This is a genomic window from Streptomyces sp. NPDC058274 (assembly GCF_042881375.1).
Taxonomy (GTDB): Bacteria; Actinomycetota; Actinomycetes; order Streptomycetales; family Streptomycetaceae; genus Streptomyces.
Genome location: NZ_JBHVXW010000007.1, coordinates 206,184 through 223,144 on the forward strand (window position 1 = coordinate 206,184; position 16,961 = coordinate 223,144).

15 protein-coding genes are annotated in these 16,961 nt (G+C 69.7%); 7 read left to right on the forward strand and 8 right to left on the reverse strand.

Annotated elements, in window-relative coordinates; translation table 11 throughout:
* Window positions 1–190: 190 nt before the first annotated feature.
* Window positions 191–3,607 (forward strand): CARDB domain-containing protein, encoded by a 3,417-nt coding sequence (locus ACFVYF_RS17030; protein WP_389455998.1) that lies wholly within the window; start codon window positions 191–193, stop codon window positions 3,605–3,607.
* Window positions 3,608–3,761: 154 nt separating this feature from the next.
* Here the strand turns inward: ACFVYF_RS17030 and ACFVYF_RS17035 are convergent, their stop codons facing one another.
* The 3 genes from ACFVYF_RS17035 to ACFVYF_RS17045 form a co-directional block, all read right to left on the reverse strand.
* Entirely contained in the window at window positions 3,762–4,577 is an 816-nt protein-coding gene (locus ACFVYF_RS17035) for an alpha/beta hydrolase family protein (RefSeq protein WP_389456000.1), read from the reverse strand.
* 116 nt (window positions 4,578–4,693) lie between these two features.
* Window positions 4,694–4,987 carry a YciI family protein gene (locus ACFVYF_RS17040; protein ID WP_389456002.1) on the reverse strand — a complete coding sequence of 98 codons (294 nt, stop codon included), beginning with the start codon at window positions 4,985–4,987 and terminating at the stop codon, window positions 4,694–4,696.
* A 77-nt stretch (window positions 4,988–5,064) separates the two neighbouring features.
* On the reverse strand, window positions 5,065–5,316 hold the full coding sequence (locus ACFVYF_RS17045; protein WP_389456249.1) for a DUF5133 domain-containing protein: 252 nt from the start codon (window positions 5,314–5,316) through the stop codon (window positions 5,065–5,067).
* A gap of 943 nt (window positions 5,317–6,259) precedes the next feature.
* Here ACFVYF_RS17045 and ACFVYF_RS17050 point away from each other — a divergent pair.
* Window positions 6,260–7,084: an SDR family oxidoreductase gene (locus ACFVYF_RS17050; protein WP_389456004.1), complete on the forward strand. Its 825-nt coding sequence runs from the start codon at window positions 6,260–6,262 to the stop codon at window positions 7,082–7,084.
* Window positions 7,085–7,390: 306 nt separating this feature from the next.
* On the opposite strand, the gene ACFVYF_RS17055 is transcribed toward ACFVYF_RS17050, so the two are convergent.
* A complete protein-coding gene (locus ACFVYF_RS17055; RefSeq protein ID WP_389456006.1) occupies window positions 7,391–8,314 on the reverse strand; it encodes an LLM class F420-dependent oxidoreductase in 924 nt (307 codons plus the stop codon).
* Window positions 8,315–8,650: 336 nt separating this feature from the next.
* On the opposite strand from ACFVYF_RS17055, the gene ACFVYF_RS17060 reads away from it, so the two are divergent.
* The 4 genes from ACFVYF_RS17060 to ACFVYF_RS17075 all read left to right on the forward strand — a co-directional run bounded on the left by ACFVYF_RS17060 (window position 8,651) and on the right by ACFVYF_RS17075 (window position 12,193).
* On the forward strand, window positions 8,651–9,778 hold the full coding sequence (locus tag ACFVYF_RS17060; protein WP_389456251.1) for an amidase domain-containing protein: 1,128 nt from the start codon (window positions 8,651–8,653) through the stop codon (window positions 9,776–9,778).
* Window positions 9,779–10,020: 242 nt separating this feature from the next.
* Window positions 10,021–10,731: a hypothetical protein gene (locus ACFVYF_RS17065; protein WP_389456007.1), complete on the forward strand. Its 711-nt coding sequence runs from the start codon at window positions 10,021–10,023 to the stop codon at window positions 10,729–10,731.
* A 134-nt stretch (window positions 10,732–10,865) separates the two neighbouring features.
* On the forward strand, window positions 10,866–11,576 hold the full coding sequence (locus tag ACFVYF_RS17070) for an ArsR/SmtB family transcription factor (protein WP_389456009.1): 711 nt from the start codon (window positions 10,866–10,868) through the stop codon (window positions 11,574–11,576).
* A gap of 119 nt (window positions 11,577–11,695) precedes the next feature.
* Window positions 11,696–12,193, forward strand: a complete 498-nt coding sequence (locus tag ACFVYF_RS17075) for a hypothetical protein (RefSeq protein ID WP_389456010.1) — start codon at window positions 11,696–11,698, stop codon at window positions 12,191–12,193.
* Window positions 12,194–12,332: 139 nt separating this feature from the next.
* Here the strand turns inward: ACFVYF_RS17075 and ACFVYF_RS17080 are convergent, their stop codons facing one another.
* From ACFVYF_RS17080 to ACFVYF_RS17095, 4 genes are all read right to left on the reverse strand, one after another.
* Window positions 12,333–12,872 (reverse strand): FABP family protein, encoded by a 540-nt coding sequence (locus ACFVYF_RS17080; protein WP_389456012.1) that lies wholly within the window; start codon window positions 12,870–12,872, stop codon window positions 12,333–12,335.
* A gap of 184 nt (window positions 12,873–13,056) precedes the next feature.
* Entirely contained in the window at window positions 13,057–14,343 is a 1,287-nt protein-coding gene (locus ACFVYF_RS17085) for a zeta toxin family protein (RefSeq protein ID WP_389456014.1), read from the reverse strand.
* Window positions 14,340–14,579, reverse strand: a complete 240-nt coding sequence (locus ACFVYF_RS17090) for a hypothetical protein (protein ID WP_389456016.1) — start codon at window positions 14,577–14,579, stop codon at window positions 14,340–14,342. The genes ACFVYF_RS17085 and ACFVYF_RS17090 overlap by 4 nt, the downstream gene beginning before the upstream one ends.
* Before the next feature lie 290 nt (window positions 14,580–14,869).
* Complete coding sequence (locus ACFVYF_RS17095) at window positions 14,870–15,886, reverse strand: carbon-nitrogen hydrolase family protein (protein WP_389456018.1); 1,017 nt, start codon at window positions 15,884–15,886, stop codon at window positions 14,870–14,872.
* 366 nt (window positions 15,887–16,252) lie between these two features.
* Between ACFVYF_RS17095 and ACFVYF_RS17100 the strand changes: the two genes are divergently transcribed.
* Complete coding sequence (locus ACFVYF_RS17100) at window positions 16,253–16,747, forward strand: flavin reductase family protein (protein WP_389456020.1); 495 nt, start codon at window positions 16,253–16,255, stop codon at window positions 16,745–16,747.
* The last annotated feature ends 214 nt before the right edge of the window (window positions 16,748–16,961 follow it).

A 16,961-nucleotide genomic window follows, 5' to 3' on the forward strand; every position in this document is an offset into this window, starting at 1 on the left:
CAAACTTCTGATCGAATCACGCAAATTAGCGACTACCGAGCGGCAATCTCCAGCAGCCGGACGGCGGACCGCCCCAGCGACCTCGCGTACGTTCGCGCTCCATCCCTGGCCTCGCGGTCCCCTGCCTGCTCCTGCCCATCTCTCGCACCACCGCTCACCCCGTCGTCCCCTGCCATGGAACGAGGACGCCATGAGACGGAAGCGATTCGGCCTACGGACGTTCGTCGGCCTGCTCCTAGCCGGCCTGGTCACCGTCGGTCTCCAACCCAGCGCCGCCACCGCGGCTCCAGCTGCCGTCCGCGGCCCCAACCTGGCACTCGGCAAGACCGCCACAGCAGGCGGATCCCACAGCGGCTATCCCGCCACGAACGTCACCGACGGCAGCCAGCAGAGCTACTGGGAAGGCTCGGCCGGGTCGTTCCCGCAGTGGATACGCGTCGATCTCGGCGGCACTGTCGAGGCCGACCAGGTCGTTCTGAAGCTGCCCACCGCCTGGGAGGCCAGGAGCGAGACCCTTTCCGTCGAGGGCAGCACCGACGGCACCAGCTTCACCTCCCTGTCCGGTTCGGCCGCCCGGCGCTTCGACCCGGCCGGCGCCAACACGGTCACCGTGGACTTCACCGGCCGCAGCGTGCGATACATCCGTGTGCAGGTGAGCGCCAACACCGGCTGGAACGCGGCCCAGTTGTCCGAGGTCGAGGTCTACGGAACCGGTGGTGGCGGCGAACCCGAGGAGCCGCCCGTCAACGGGACCAACCTCGCACTGAACAAGCCGATCGAAGCCTCTTCGTCGGTCCAGTCGTTCACGGCGACCAACGCCAACGACGGGCAGGTGGGCACCTACTGGGAGTCCAACGGCCACCCCGCGACGCTCACGGTCAAACTGGGTGCCAACGCGGACCTCAGCGGAATCACCCTGAAGCTCAACCCCGACGCGGGCTGGGCGACCAGGACGCAGAGCATCGAGGTCTTCGGACGTGAGCAGGGCGCGAGTGGATTCACCTCGATCAAGGCCCGCGCCGACTACACCTTCAACCCCGCCTCGAACGCCAACACGGTCAACATCGCCGTGACCGGTCGCTATGCCGACGTGCAGCTGAAGTTCTCGAGCAATTCGAGCGGTTACGGCGCTCAGGTCGCGGAGTTCCAGGTCATCGGCGCCGCGGCTCCGAACCCCGACTTCGTCGTCAACGACCTGACCTGGACGCCGGCATCACCCACCGAGTCGGACACCGTCACGGTGAAGGCGACCGTGCGCAATGCCGGCACGGCCGCCGCCCCCGCCTCCACGGTGAACGTCAGCCTGGACGGCACCGTCGCCGGCAGCGCCCCGGTCGGCGCGCTCGCAGCGGGCGCCTCCGCGACGGTCTCCGTGGGCGTCGGCAAGCGGGCCACCGGCAGCTACACCGTCTCCGCCGTGGTGGATCCGACGGACACCGTGCCCGAGCTGGACAACAGCAACAACAGCCGTACCGCAGCGGACAAGTTGACGGTCACTCAGAGCCCCGGCCCTGACCTGGAGGTCAGCGGCATCACGACCAACCCGGCCAGCCCCGCCGCCGGCGCCTCGGTGTCCTTCACCGTCGCGGTGCACAACCGCGGCATCTCGGCCGCGCCCGCGGGTTCCGTGGCGCGCGTCCAGGTGGGCGGCACCACGCTCAACGGCACGGCCGGCAGCATCGCCGCCGGGGCGACCGCCAACGTCGCCATCAGCGGGACGTGGACCGCCACGAGCGGTGCGAGCGTGCTCACCGCGACCGCGGACGCCACGAACACCGTCACCGAGACGAACGAGACCAACAACGTCCTCTCCCGCTCGATCGTGGTCGGCCGCGGCGCCGCGGTGCCGTACACCGAGTACGAGGCGGAGGACGGGACGTACCAGGGAACACTTCTGACGACCGATCAGAAGCGGACCTTCGGTCACACCAACTTCGCCACCGAGTCCTCCGGGCGCAAGTCGGTGCGCCTCAACTCCACTGGACAGTACGTCCAGTTCACCTCCACCAACTCCACCAACTCGATCGTCGTACGCAACTCGATCCCGGACGCGGCGAGCGGCGGGGGCGCCGACGCCACACTGAGTCTGTACGCGAACGGCACCTTCGTACAGAAGCTCAACCTGACCTCCAAGTACAGCTGGCTGTACGGCACCACCGACGACCCCGAGGGGCTCACCAACAAGCCGGGGACCGACGCACGCCGGCTGTTCGACGAGGCGCACGCGCTGCTCACGCAGACCTATCCGGCGGGCACCACCTTCCGGCTGCAGCGCGACGCCGGCGACACCGCGTCGTTCTACATCGTCGACCTGGTCGACCTGGAGCAGGTCGCGCCGCCCGCGTCCCAGCCGGCCGGCTGCGTCTCCATCACGCAGTACGGGGCCGTGCCCAACGACGGCCTCGACGACACGGACGCCATCCAGCGGGCCGTGACCGCCGACCAGAACGGTCAGATCGACTGCGTGTGGATCCCGTCCGGGCAGTGGCGCCAGGAGCAGAAGATCCTCACCGACGACCCGCTCAACCGCGGCCAGTACAACCAGGTCGGCATTCACGACGTCACCATTCGCGGCGCCGGCATGTGGCATTCGCAGCTCTACACGCTCACCCCGCCCCAGGAGGCGGGCGGCATCAACCATCCGCACGAGGGCAACTTCGGGTTCGACATCGACGGCAACACCAAGATCTCGGACATCGCCATCTTCGGCTCGGGCACCATCCGGGGCGGCGACGGCAACGCCGAGGGCGGGGTCGGTCTCAACGGCCGGTTCGGCCAGGACACGAAGATCAGCAACGTGTGGATCGAGCACGCCAACGTCGGCGTGTGGGTGGGCCGCGACTACAGCAACATCCCCGAACTGTGGGGTCCCGGTGACCGCCTCGCCTTCAGCGGCATGCGCGTCCGCGACACCTACGCCGACGGCATCAACTTCACCAATGGAACCCGCAATTCGACGGTGGAGAACTCGTCGTTCCGCACCACCGGCGACGACGCCCTCGCCGTATGGGCGAACAAGTACGTCAAGGACCAGTCGGTCGACATCGGCCACGACAACCACTTCCGCAACAACACGGTCCAACTGCCCTGGCGGGCCAACGGCATCGCGGTCTACGGCGGCTACGACAACACCATCGAGAACAACCTGATCTACGACACCATGAATTACCCCGGCATCATGCTCGCCACCGACCACGACCCGCTGCCCTTCTCCGGGCAGACACTCATCTCGAACAACGGGCTGTACCGCACCGGCGGTGCGTTCTGGAACGAGGACCAGGAGTTCGGCGCGATCACACTGTTCGCCCAGGGGCAGAACATCCCCGGCGTCGTCATCCGCGCCACCGACATCCGTGACTCCACGTACGACGGCATCCAGTTCAAGACCGGTGGCGGCTCCCTACCGAACGTCCAGATCACCGACGTCACCATCGACAAGTCCAACAACGGCTCCGGCATCCTCGCCATGAGCGGCGCCCGCGGCAACGCCACCCTGAGCAACGTCACCATCACCAACTCGGCCGAGGGCAACATCCTCATCGAGCCCGGCTCACAGTTCGTGATCAACCAGAGCGTCATGAGCGGTCGGCAGGGGCCACAGCCGTAAGGCACCCCGCGTCGACGAAGCACAGGTGAAGGGCCCGCTCTCCTGATGGGGAGCGGGCCCTTCACTCGCGGGGAGCAAAGAACGTGACTGCCGTCGCTGCGAGCGTGCGGCCTGGTGGCTCTTCATGGCGATGTCCATCGTCCACCAGCCGAGATCATGCCGAAGACGGAACCGGGCCCGCATCTGCGAGGTGGCGTCGGAACCAGCTGGTGAGGCCGGCGTCCACCTCGCGGGCCGGTGGCAGCTGCGGCGCGGGCTCGATGCCCGGCTCTTCGGCGAGCGGGTGCGCCAGACCGGGGATCGACAGCAGTTCGGCCCGCTCCCCCACTGCGTCGACGAGGTCCGACGCGTCGGTCCGCAGCCCCGGGTGGTCCAACTCGCCACTGACGACGAGCAGTGGCGCGTGAGCGGCGATGCGGTCCGCCTTGGCGACGAAGTCCAGGCCGTCGACCGCCTTCTCGGACTCGGCGTCGTACGGGTAGTCGCCCGGGAAGAGGTCGACGACGGACCGCATCCGGACGGCGGCGTTCACCACGGCGCCGGCGAAGACCGGAATCTCGGTGTCGGCGAGGACCCGCAGCGCGACGGCCCCGCCCAGCGACCCGCCCAGCACGCCGATCGGGCCGTCATCGACCGGCAGTTGCGCGCGGACCGACTCCAGCGCGGCCGGGAACTCCTCGAACGCCTGCCGGACGAACGCGTGCAGATAGGACATCAAGGGGTCCTTGCGCATCAGTTCCAGGCCGGCATCCATGCTGCCGTCGACCATCCGCGCCCCGCACATCGGCATGCCGAGGTGCACCCGCCAGGCGGGCAGGTCATGCATCGGCAACGCAGCGGCGAACGCGGCGTCCGACCGCGGCGCGTCCAGCATGTGCCAGGTGACGATCAGCTGTGCGGCGCCGTCGTCGGCCGGCGGCAGCGCGGTGAACGGCACACCTGCGGCCGTACCCGTGATCGGTGAGTGCATACGGCCACGGTAGGTCCCTCACCGCATTCCGTGAGCCGGATATCGCCACCGGCGAACCAGTCCCGACCGGCCACCGCGCCCTACCGAACAGCCGCCACCCGCACATCAGTTGGCTGCTACAGATGCTGCTGGTACGAGGCCAGCGGCGGGGCGGTCCTGGTGGCGAGGAACTCGGTGATCCGGTAGTCGGCCACCTTCGCGACGGCGAACGGGTCGGTCGCCACGAGGGCCTCGACGGCAGCGCGGTCCTCACCGACGGCGACGATGACTCCGCCGTCGCGCGGTACCTTGCGCCCTGAGGCGAGGAAGACTCCGGCCTCGTACTGCCTGTCCAGCCACTCGACGTGAGCGTCCAGGATGGCGTCGACCTGCTCGACAGAGGCCGTGTAGGTGAGATCAATGATGAACATGATCGCAAGCCTACGAGCTGTCCGGCGGGGATCGACCAAGATCCACGAACTCGTCGCTGCCGGAGAGCAGCCGGCACTTAGGCAGCCAGCGCCGTGTCCTCGCCCGCTGTCGCGGTGGTCACCTCACGCTGCCCCTGCGCGTGCCGCTCCAGAATCTCATCCGCGGCAGCGATCGCGTCGGCGATCGAACGGGCCCCGGTCAGCACACACAGCGTGTAGGTCACGTCTTCCAGTTCCTGTTGCCATGCCGGCGTGCTCTTCTCCTCAAGAGCGATGCGTGCGCTTGCGTACCGGGCGAGGAGCGTTCTCACACGGCGCGGATCCGGCATCAACACGGTGACAACCCTTCGGTGATCTGCCTGAGTTGCTGTCCGTCTGCCCCCGCCGGTCGATGCCATGCCTCCCCCGATCCACCCGATTTTCCGGGCGCGAAGACCGCCTCCCACCGGCCGGGCCCAAGGCAGGCAGTTCAGGCGTTCGCGTGACGGGGAGCTGCGGGCCCCCGCGATGCGGCATGGTGCGCGACCTTGCCTGCGCCGGCCGCCTCAAGACGCCGCAGCCAGACAGATGCCATGGACAACAGTCCCGTAAAGACCGCCAGGAAGAGCACGCACGCCCACATCTGACGGCTCCCGGGGTGCTCCCATCCCACCCAGCCGGCCGACACGGCCCACAGCACAGCGCCTCCCGCGTAGAAGGAACGGATCCGCCTCAGCTGTCGTACGGCCCGCAAGGACGTGGGGTGATCACTCTTCGTCGCCATGCGGGTCCGAGTACCCTGATCGGCGCCATCCACGACAACGTCGACGAACTCTCGCCACCGAGTCCGGCGCGAGCGGGGGGAGAGTGTGCCGGCGCCTGCCACCTGCCGTGGGCCGCCGGCCGGCTCCGGAGCGCACCAGTTGGCCTCTGCAATTCTGCTCCTGCAAGTGCGACGGCGGCAAGCAGCCCTCCATGCTGACGCAGCGGCGCGGAGGCCCAGGCGCGTCGTGCTGGTGCCTGCCGTGGATGGGGGTCGAGGGCGGGCGCCCTGGTGCGCTGGAGTTGCCTTCGAGTGCACTCCAGGGTGTTGGCTGGTGGCAGGCCCTGGTCGAAGGAGGAGCACGATGGTCGACCTGCTCGCGTTCGAGCTCATCGAGTGCGCCGGTCGCTCGTGCGCGCGATGAGGCCGCCCGGCCTCCGCTCGACGGCACAGAAGCCTCCCGTCGCCGGGGCGAGGCCCTGACACGCGGCGAGACCACGTCGCAGCCTGAATTTCATGAGGAGCACGCCATGACAGGGAAGATCTGGTTCATCACCGGTGCCTCGCGGGGCTTCGGGCGGGAGTGGGCGGTCGCGGCGCTGGAGCGCGGAGACTCGGTGGCGGCGACGGCGCGCGATCTGTCCACGTTGTCGGATCTCGCCGCGACCTACGGCGAGCGGCTCCTGCCCCTGCAACTCGACGTGACGGACCGCGAGGCCGATTTCGCCGCAGTTCGGCAGGCGCACGAGCGGTTCGGGCGCCTCGACGTGGTGGTCAACAACGCCGGCTACGGCCACTTCGGGATGGTCGAGGAGCTTACCGAGGCGGAGGCCCGCGCACAGCTGGAGACCAACCTGTTCGGGGCCCTGTGGGTCACCCAGGCCGCGTTGCCGTTCCTGCGCGAGCAGGGCAGCGGTCACATTCTGCAGGTCTCCTCGATCGGCGGGATCAGCGCGTTCCCGCTGGTCGGTATCTATCACGCGTCGAAGTGGGCGCTCGAAGGGATCAGCCAGGCGCTGTCCCAGGAGGTCGCGCCGTTCGGTATCAAGGTCACGCTGATCGAGCCCGGCGGCTTCGCCACCGACTGGGCGGGCTCTTCGTCGAGCAGGTCCGAGCAGTTGCCGGCGTATGCCGAGTACCACGAGCAGGTACAGGAGCAGCGCCGCAAGCGCGTCGGCACCCCGGGTGACCCGACCGCGTCCGCCGCAGCCGTGATGGAGATCGTGGATGCCGATGAGCCGCCGCTGCGCTGCTTCTTCGGCACGGCGCCGCTGGATATCGCCAAGGCCGACTACGAGCAGCGTCTGGCGACGTGGGAGAAGTGGCAGCCGGTGGCCGAGCTGGCGCAGGGCTGAGTGCACCGTCTCCGCCGGCGGACCTCGTGAGCTCCGCCGGCGGTGTGCCGGCTGACCTGGCCCCGTGAATACCGAGAGCCCGTCCCCTGGTGGACGGGCTCTCGGCGTTCAAAGACCTTGTTGTCCTGTGGGCAGCCAACGGACGTGGCCGAAGGGCTTCAGACGCGCAAGCCCGTGCCCGGGTACGTACGCCGGACTCTCGACGTCGCCCATGACGCCACGCGGCCGGGGCGGGTACCGGCTGATGCCGAGCGGGTCACGGGTGCCCTTGCCAGACCCCGTTCTCCCCCAGGAAGCCACTCCGACTCAGCCGGCCAGTTCCCCGAGGAGTGCCCAGGTACGGCGCCGGTCGGCGTCTCCGGCGATTTCCGTTCCCGAGAACACCACCTCCGTCGCCCCGGCGTCCCGGTAGCGCCGCACCTCGGCGGCGACCGTCGGCTCGTCCCCGATCACGGCGACCTCGCCGGCCCGCCGCGCGCCGGAGAGTTCGATGGCCCGCGCGTAGGACGGGATCTGCTCGTAAAACGCGAGCTGTTCGGTGGCCTTCTCCCGTACGGACTCGGCGTCGTCCGTGACCACTCCGTGCACCAGCGCGACGATCCGCGGCGCGGGCCGGCCGGCGGCCTCCGCCGCCGCGGTGACGGCCGGGACGATGTGCTCCGCCAGGGCGCGCGGCCCTGCCAGATAGGGCAGGATCCCGTCCGCCAGCTCGCCACTGACACGCAGTGCCTGGGGGCCCATCGCGGCGACGAGCAGCGGCACGCCGTTCTCGGCGCCCGGCACAACCGCGGGGATCGGTGTCGTCGCGGTGAGCAGCTCGCCGTGGAAGTCGGCGGTACCGGTCTCGGTCAACTGCCGTACAGCGGTGAGGAATTCACGCAGGCGGGCAATGGGGCGTTCGAAGGGGAGGCCGAAGCCCGTCTCGGTCAGCAGTTTGGTGCCGAGCGCCAGTCCGAGGTGGTAGCGGCCGTGCGTGGCGGCTTGGGCCGTCAGGGCCTGGCTGGAGACCGTGACCGGGTGACGGCCGAAGACGGGAATCGCCGATGTGCCCACGTGCAGGGCCGGCACCTCTCGCCCCACGATCGCCGCGAGCTGGGGTGAGTCCGCACCGAAGGTCTGCCCGAACCAGGCCGACCGCAGCCCGGCAACCGCGGCTTCCTGTGCCAGCCGCACGGAGGCGTCGATCTGGTTGTCTGCGTCGGTCGCGTTGAGCGCTACTCCTAGAACCATGCCAACGCCAACCAGGGGTGAGCGGCCACGCATTCCGGCTCTCTTGTGACAACTCCTTGTCAGTGGTGTGTACGTGACCGCTTTCACCGTCGACGCCGCTTTCGACCCTGTCTCCCGCGCCGGCCTGCCGCGCTCGGGGCGGCCGAGTCTCCGGCTGAGGACGAGGGGCCGGGGCAGCCTCGTGCGGTGTCCCAGATATCGCTTGTGCATCAGGGCTTCCCAAGTGCACCAGAGGGCGTGCGAAGATGCCCTGCCCCCGGCAGGCGTCCGGGTTAGAGGGGAAGCTCAGTGAAGTCAAGGAAATTGAGCCGCAAGCGGCGTCGCGCGACCATACTCATGGCGGCGGCCGGCTCGGTCGTCGCCGGTGCAGCCATGCTGCCCAACTGGAGCGCCGGCGCCTCGAGCGTCGACGCCGGCGATACCACCGTGGACGCGGCCACGAAGGCCACCTTCCAGCGGCTGGCGGACGCGGTCTTCACGGACCGTACGGACGCCCTCGTGGACCGCAAGCAGAATGCGGGGCGCACGCCGCTGACGTCCCGCTTCTCCGGCGACGTACAGCTGTCCTCGTCGCTCGAGGACAAGGAGGACTCCGCGCTGGCGTCGCTGCGGAGCCGCAAGACCCGCCTCGCTGATCTGGGCGAGCGCTACAGCGCGGCCAAGACCAGCGTGTCGATGGACAAGACGCGGGTGCAGGGCCGCCACGCGACGGTCCAGGTCACCGAGACCACCACGCTGTCGTACGAGAAGGTTCAGGGCGACGAGCCGAAGACGACCGGCTTCCAGGCGCACCACGAACTCACCTTCACCGCCGACCGGCAGGGCGACTGGCAGCTGACCGGTATCCGCGACACCGACGAGGGCTACCTCGCGGTGAACCAGCCCGCCGCGCCGCTCGCCGCGGCGACCGTCGCCGACGACGACACTCCTGAAGCCGCTCGGTCGGCCACCTCCCTGCCCGCGCCGTCGAAGCCGAAGAACCTGTCGTCCACGACGTACGACTACAAGGCGATGGCGGCCTACGCGGAGAAGTACTGGAGCCGCTACAACACGGCCTACCCCAATTACAATTCGGGCGGCGGTGACTGCACCAACTTCGTCAGCCAGTCCCTCAAGGCCGGCGGGTGGAAGGACGTCGCGGGATCGTCCTCCGACTTCCACAAGTGGTTCACCAACTCCACGAGTCAGTCGGACTCCTGGGTCGGCGTCAACGAGTTCTCCTGGTTCGCGCTGTCCTCCAAGCGCGTCACCAGCCTCGCCAACGTCTACCAGATGGACGTCGGTGACGTGCTCCAGATGGACTTCGACAAGGACGGGTCCAAGGACCACACCATGATCGTCTCGTACCGCAGCTCGCAGGGCGTGCCGTACCTGACGTACCACTCCACCAACACCTACCGCAGGTCGGTGGCGAGCATCATCGCCTCTTACCCGAACTCGGCCTACTACGCGTACCGCACCTGACGCGAGGGACGACGACGCCCCGCCCGGCGGCCGCACACGTGATGTGCCGGCCGCCGGGCGGTCGGCTGTCGGGCATGTCTGGCTCGGGGTGCTGCCCCTGCACCCCTCGCAGCACCCAGTGGCTGAGCAGGAAATACGGCCTGAGCGTGCCGGCCGAGTCCGGGTGCCAGGGCGAGTGCCGTCGGCGATCGGCGTCAACTCGCCCGCGACGAGCCGCCAGGGAAAGCCCTTAGGGTGACCGGATGAGCGAGAGCGACGTGACGGCGGTGCAGGGGGCGCCGGCTGCCTACGAGATCGAGGTCGGGGCCGAGCCGCTCGACCGCCCGGCCCGGAACTCGATGGGCGGCTGGCCCTTCCTCGACGACTCCCAGAAATGGCCCGAGTGTTTCTGCGGCAGCCGGATGGCTCTGTTCTTCCAGCTCGACATCCCCGGAGACGTGGAGTTCTTCGGGGGAGACCATCTGCTGGTCTTTCACTGCCGTACGCACAACGACGCGACCAGCCCCGAGTTGGCCGACGGCCGGCTCGTTCCCCGGTACTGGGACGCGCCGCAGCCGCACTACCCCAGTCCGTTCTGGCGTGTGCTGCTCCTGCCCGACGCGACACGGCCGGCCGTGGAAGCCGAACCGTCCCTGCGTGCGCTGCCTCTCACACTGCGGCCCTTCGTGGACGCCCCCGACGAACTGGGGCTCGGAGCCGCGACCTTCAAAGTGGGCGGTGCGCCGTCCTGGGCCCAGGAAGCCGAGTACTACACCTGCTCGTGCGGCACGGACCTGGTGTACGTGTGCCAGGTACCGGAGGGCATGGAGGTCGCCGTCCGCTCCAACCGGCCGGGGCAGCCGGACAACTTCGGCAGGGAGTCCGACGGACTGTTTCTCGGCAACGAGAACTACCTGCTCGCGTGCCCGTCCCACTGCGACCCGGCGGCCGTCTGGCCGGTGAACCAGAACTGATTCCTCCCCTTCGCGGCGCTCCCCTCCCCCTCGGAGAGGGCGCCTGACCCACATGCACGCGCGCCAGATCAGGAGTTGGGCTTCGCCGCGCAGGCGGTACGGGAACACGTGGCTGATGGCCGTACAGGAGCCGTTTGCGGTCCTGGCATGGTCGCCGCGCAGCGCGCTCGCGGCGGCCACTGCCGGCCGACCTCCGCGCCCTGGCCGAGGGGCAGCCGGAGACCCTGCGCCGGCTGGGCGCCTCCCTGTACTCCTACCACCGGCGCGCGCTCGCCCCGTTCGCCCCGCACATCCGGGCACAAGTGGACGCCGACCGTGCCGCGCGGGCCCGAGCCGCCCTTGAAGGCGGCACCGATGGACTCCTCGCCGGCTTCCGGCCGGTGCTGCGCTGGGAGCCGCCCGTACTGGAGGCCCACTACCCGGTCGAACGCGAACTGCGGCTCGGTGGACGGGGGTTACTGCTGCAGCCCTCCTTCTTCGCCTCCCGAAGCCCCGTCATGCTCGCCTCCCCGTCCCCCGATCTGACCCCGGTCCTGGTCTATCCGATCCAGCACACCCTCGGCTGGGCCAGACCGCGAAGCGCCACGGAACGGGGCTCGGGGCTGGGGGACCTGCTCGGGCGTACCCGGGCGGCCATCCTGGAGGACGTCCTGACGGGCCGTACGACCGGTGAGCTCGCGCGCCGGTTCGGCATCTCCGGGGCGGCCGTGAGCCAGCACACCGCCGTGCTGCGCCGGGCCGGTCTGCTGCTGAGCGTGCGCCACAGCAGACACGTGCTGCACACCATCACCCCGGCCGGGCTCGCCCTCCTCGGCCGCCCGCTGAACGCGCCGCTCGACGTTTAAGCCACAGCTTCAGGATGTGGCGGAGGTACGGGGACTGCCACCAGCGTGGGACACGAGAACGGGGCCGCGCTCGACCCGCCGGCCCCATACGTCGCCATCCTTACAGGGGGTTCCACAGAATGCGCGACAAACGCTCCACCCTTGGCATCATCGGTGCCCTGGCCTGTCTCTCGTCGGCCATGTTCGCCACCAACGCGACGGCACAGACCGCCGCTCCCCCGCACGAGCGCGCGGCCGGCCAGGTCCTCACCATGCCGGCGACTGTGCCATCGGCCCTGCCGGCCAAGTCCGCCGCCGCAGAGCCTCCGACGGCCTGGCCGAAGCCGGCCGACATCCAGCACGTGTCGACACCTGGCGGCTTCAGCTGCGCCGGCGGAAACCTGTGCACTTCCGTCTATGACCCGACGAAGGGCGACTACGTCGTCTACTCCTTCTACTACTGCGACACGTACACGCTCTCCAACTGGTCGGGCGCCGGCGGCTACCGCAACGCCCAGACCGGCGGTGCCACCGCGCACTTCTACGGCAAGACCGGCAACGAGCTCAAGTCGGTTCCTGTCGGCGGAAGCAGCTCGTCGTACAACTGGTCGCCCGTGTATTCCATCCGCAACTGCTGAGTGCGCGCCCGCGGGGATACGCCGGCCGGGCATGCCGCCCGGCCGGCTTCGGCGTGCTGGTGAACATCCGCCGGCCCGGCACGACGGACCGGGATCGCGAGGGCCACCCAGCTCCGGCGCCTGCCTGCGGTGAGAGCCCTCAGTCCGTGCGGCGCAGTCGTGCCGACAGATGGTGCTGCATCGGCTCACCGACCGCCTCGAGATCGTGCTCGAAGGTGAGCGTGTCGCCGGCCAGCGTGTAGCGGCGGCGGGTGGCGTCGACCTTTTTCGCGGTGGGGGCGAGCGCCACCTCGTGGGTGGCGAGGTCGACCGTGTGGCCGGACGCGCGTCCGACCATGATCTCCGCGACGCCCGTGGGCTGGGTGATCAGGGCCTCCACCCGGCCGTCGGGCTGAAGCCGCCACCAACCGCTCTCGCGGGCCGACGGGCGCAGCGGCGCGTCATCGGCGTCGAGCAGCCAGGCCCGGGCCTCGTAGCGCAGGAAGGGACGGCCATCGTGGCTGAACGTCACTTCCTGCGCGTACACGAAGTCCGCGGAGAGCGTCGGGTACTCGCCCTGCCCCCGGCCGCGCCAGGAACCCAGAAGGCCGAGCACCGGCTCCAGCAGGGCATGCGGTGCGGGTGCCTCGTCCGGTCGGTGACCGTCGGGGTACGGGTGCTCCGGTGCGGGGTCGAACACAGCGTGCGCTCCTGAGGTCGGTGCCAGTGCCGGGTCGAAGCCTAGGGCGTCGATCTCCTCGGCGACGCCCTAGGCAGCCGGCTCTGACCCGTCACCATGGTCCGCGGCCCGACAGTTCGACAGTTCGACAGCTGATGCCCCGCTCGGAACCGCGTCGACGAGTCCCCCTGAGCCGAGCTCGCGGTCAACGCCCCGGGGAGGGCCTCTGCGGGCGAGGCGGGGGAATGTGCGGCGCCGCCGCGGGGGGTCCCGGCCGTGGCGACTGCGCCGGCGTGGCGGCCGCCGCGTGCTGACGGCCGACGTTCTCGAACCCGCGCTGTGCCGGCGACAGTTCACTGCGGCGCTGGAGCTCGGTCCTGATTTCCGCGGCCTGGGGACCGGGGTGCCCCGACTGCGAACGGGCCCCGGCCGCCCGGCTGATGGAGGACGGCCCGCCCTGTTGTGGCGCCGGGTCTCCCTGCCCGGTCTCCGGCCCCTTGGCGCCGCGCTCGGCCGAGCGCGAGGACAGCCCGTCGACGCTGCGCGGGGCGGCGGCGGCCGAACCCCGCTGCAGCGCCTCGCCGGCACGCTGCACCTGCTGCTGGAGGTCCTGGTCGCTGAGCTTCGTCAGGGGCGCCAGGTGGGGCTGGGCGAGGCGGTCGATGCGCGCGAGCGGCGCCGCCCAGTCGGGGCTCATCTCGGTGTGCAGCTTGCCCTGCACCTGCAGGAAGTCTCCGCTCTCCCCCGCGCTCCACCTGCGGCCACGCTCCGCCTCGATGGCCGGCGCGAGGGCCGGTGTCTGCTCCCACTGGCCGTCGGCCCCGAGCCGGTTGGCATACCGTGGCTCGCCCTCGCCGCGCCGGAAAACGGTGACTTCGTCGGCCAGGCGGTGTGCGTCGACCCGACGGGCCAGGTCCACGATCCCCTCGTAGGACTGATCGGCGTTGGCCTGCACCGTCAGACGGCCGCTGCCACGCTCCTTCACCTGCTCGTGGTAGCGGTGAACGATGCCCTGATTGCTCAGGGCTTCGGAGACGCCCATGGCGACGACCTCGACACGGAAGCCGCTGTCACGGTAGGCGCGCATGGTCGCGGCGACCGCCTCACCGTCCTGCGAGGTCTCCTGGATGACGGCGTTGAGTTTTGTGTCGCGTACGTATTCGTGGGCTTGGGCCATCCACTTGCGGCCGTCGGCGCGGGTGTAGGCGGCCATCAGCTTGTCGTCCTGCTGCATCAGCCGGTCGTACTCGGGATGGAAGGGCTTGTAGAGGTCACTGTCGACGTCGATGAACCCGCCGCGCTTGTTCAGCACCTCGGCCAGCATGTGCCCCACCCGCGTCTTGCCCGCACCTGGCTGGCCGACCAGGAACACCACGGTCGGCGTCTCCTGCGGCACCCGGCCCGCGAACTGCTGGGGGACGATCCGGTCGAGAAATATCCGGCGGTTCTCGGCCTCGGGCAGCAGATGGCGCTCGACGTCCGGGCCGCTCACGCCTGACCCTCCCGCACCGCGCGGGCCAGATCGGCAAAATGCCGACGGGCTTCCGCGATCTGCGCGTGGTCCGTGGGATCGAGGCCCTCGCGGGCCCGGGCGCACTCGAACTGCCGCTCCTGCCAGGCCGCGATGGCCTGCTGATCCGGCGCCGGCTTCGCCTCCTCGGCCGCGATCCGCGCGCTGTACGCGCCCACCGCGCCGTTGATCGCCTCAATCGCGGCCTCGAAGGCCACCGACTCCTCACTCGACCAAGTGAAGCCGCTGAGCGAGGAAGTCACCGAATCCGAAGGGGGCTGAGGATCCATCACACACGTCCCTTTCCAGAACAAAACCTGATCGCTGTGCCACCAGTAGGTGACGCCAATCGCACCCGTATCGGTTCGACGTACGGCGGACCAGTCCGCCTCACTTGTGGGGCATCCGGAGCCCGGGGGCTTCGTCGGGTCGGCCGGCCAGGGCGGCGCCGGGTCCGAGGGGTTCGCGCGGGTGCCGTCCCGTACGCGCGAACCCCTCGGATTCCACGTCAGAAGGCCGCGGTACGGTCTTCGCTGCGCGGGTCGGTCACCTGGTGCCCGGCGTAGACGCCGGCGCGGGACTCACGACGCCAGGGGCGGGCGTAGGTCACGGATGCGGCGGCGGCCTCGGAACCGTCGTCGAGGTCCACGACCGCCACGGACGGCGAACCGTCCGCGGGGCACCGCTCGAGCCAGTCGCCGTTGGGGGCGATGACTCCGGACGGCGCGGTGGCGCTGTGCTGTGTCGGCACCGAGAAGCTGACCCAGTAGCTGTTGACCGCGGCGTGGCCCTGGGCCTGGACGGCGGCGGCGCCCGGGAAGACGCCGGTCGTGGAGTACAGGACGCAGTCGACGTCCAGCTTCTCGTACTCGGCGAACAGCTCCGGGTAGTGGATCTCGATGCCGAGCAGGCAGCCGAAGCGCGTGCCGTCGACGTCGAAGGTCACCGGTGAGAAGCCCGGCGAGTACATGTACGAGACCTTCGTCTTCGACAGCAGGCGCTCGTCGTACCGTGTGACGACCTCGCCGCGGTCGGAGATGACGTAGAGGCTGTTGTGGGGGCGGTTCGGCTCGGTCAGACGGTGCACCGAGGCAATCACAGTCCACAGGCGCAGCTCATGTGCCAACTCGGCGATCGCGGCCAACTCCCCTTGCAGCACCGGCCACTGGCACCGGTTCCAGTCCGCCGGGCCGACCGCGTCCGGGCCGTCGACGGACATGAGGAGCTTGTCGGGAAAGCAGAGCGCGCCTTCCGGGAAGTGCACGACCCGCACGCCCTGCGCGCCGGCCTCCCGCATCAGTGCACGGACCTGACGGCCGCTTGCGCGCAGTGCGCCGGCATCTCGTGGGTCATTACGCATGGGTGTCTGCGCCACGGCGAGCCGCACGCTGTGGGGGTTCCTTGCTTCCGGCATGACGTCTCCTGATGGAGTCGGGCGGAAGTGCCGGAGGGCGGACGTGTAGGACTCGCCGGTCTTGGCGGCGCGGGCACGCACCTGGCGCTTGAAGTTCCTACGGGCTGTCATCGCGGCCTTCCACGCCTTGAGCGACGGCTCCCCAGCAACCTCGCCCGAGGCGATCGGGCTGCGAATACGACCTGAGACACTGGTCCCTTTGCCTCCGACGGGAGACCGCGCTGGGGGCGGTCGCAGGAGGTTCGGCGTAGGCCACGCAGTCGGCCATCATGCCGTCGCCCACGGGCTCCGTCAATCTTCTTCAGTTTGCCTACCCTGACCAACGCCACTCCCGCACCTCGCGCCTCGCGGATACTGAAAGCTCGTGGCGCCCCTGAGCGAAAAGCTGGATGCCGGGGCAGAGTGTCAGGCGTGACCGCGCCGCGTCCGTGACCCCGGGTGCAGGGATGGGTGCCGAAGAGCGGGAGGAGCTCGAGCATGGTGGACATGGATGCCTTCGTCGACCGGCTGAACCCCGACATGTGCGTGGTGACGGCTGCGTCGGACGACGAGCGGGCGGGCTGTCTGGTCGGCTTCGCCTCGCAGTGCTCGATGAAGCCGGTGCGGTTCGTGGTGTGGCTGTCGAAGGTCAACCGGACTTACGAGGTGGCTCGCCGTGCTCGTTTCCTCGCCGTGCATCTGCTGACGCCGGAACAGTTCGAACTGGCCGCCCTGTTCGGAGGCGAGACCGGCGACGAGGTGGACAAGTTCGCCCGGACTCCCTGGGTGGAGAGGCACGGCGGGGCGGCCGTACTGCAGGACTCTTTGGTGTGGTTCGTCGGCAGCGTCGAGCAGCGGATCGACGCGGGCGATCACGTCGGCTTCGTCCTCGAACCGGTGGAGTCCGGCCGGCAGGAGAAGACCGAAGGGCGCTCACTGCTGCGGCTCGCGGACGCGCTCACGATCGACCCCGGGCACCCGGTACCGGACTGAGATCGACCCCGGGCACCCGTACCGGACTGAGGCCGACCCCGGGCACCCCGTACCGGACTGAGGCCGATCCTGGGCACCCCGTACCGGACTGAGGCCGGGCGCCGCGCCGTACGAGGTGCGTGGACGGAGGGCGGGGGCACGGGGGCCGGACGGCTGCCGACGGCGGCAGCCGCGGTCGGGACGTTCTCCGTGACGGATTCGTGTGAGCCCGGTG

Coding starts and splice junctions, on each gene's coding strand:
- ACFVYF_RS17030 (WP_389455998.1), top strand. CDS start 191: ATGAGACGGAAGCGATTCGGCCTACGGACGTTCGTCGGCCTGCTCCTA.
- ACFVYF_RS17035 (WP_389456000.1), bottom strand. CDS start 4,577: ATGCACTCACCGATCACGGGTACGGCCGCAGGTGTGCCGTTCACCGCG.
- ACFVYF_RS17040 (WP_389456002.1), bottom strand. CDS start 4,987: ATGTTCATCATTGATCTCACCTACACGGCCTCTGTCGAGCAGGTCGAC.
- ACFVYF_RS17045 (WP_389456249.1), bottom strand. CDS start 5,316: ATGCCGGATCCGCGCCGTGTGAGAACGCTCCTCGCCCGGTACGCAAGC.
- ACFVYF_RS17050 (WP_389456004.1), top strand. CDS start 6,260: ATGACAGGGAAGATCTGGTTCATCACCGGTGCCTCGCGGGGCTTCGGG.
- ACFVYF_RS17055 (WP_389456006.1), bottom strand. CDS start 8,314: ATGGTTCTAGGAGTAGCGCTCAACGCGACCGACGCAGACAACCAGATC.
- ACFVYF_RS17060 (WP_389456251.1), top strand. CDS start 8,651: ATGGCGGCGGCCGGCTCGGTCGTCGCCGGTGCAGCCATGCTGCCCAAC.
- ACFVYF_RS17065 (WP_389456007.1), top strand. CDS start 10,021: ATGAGCGAGAGCGACGTGACGGCGGTGCAGGGGGCGCCGGCTGCCTAC.
- ACFVYF_RS17075 (WP_389456010.1), top strand. CDS start 11,696: ATGCGCGACAAACGCTCCACCCTTGGCATCATCGGTGCCCTGGCCTGT.
- ACFVYF_RS17095 (WP_389456018.1), bottom strand. CDS start 15,886: ATGACAGCCCGTAGGAACTTCAAGCGCCAGGTGCGTGCCCGCGCCGCC.
- ACFVYF_RS17100 (WP_389456020.1), top strand. CDS start 16,253: ATGGTGGACATGGATGCCTTCGTCGACCGGCTGAACCCCGACATGTGC.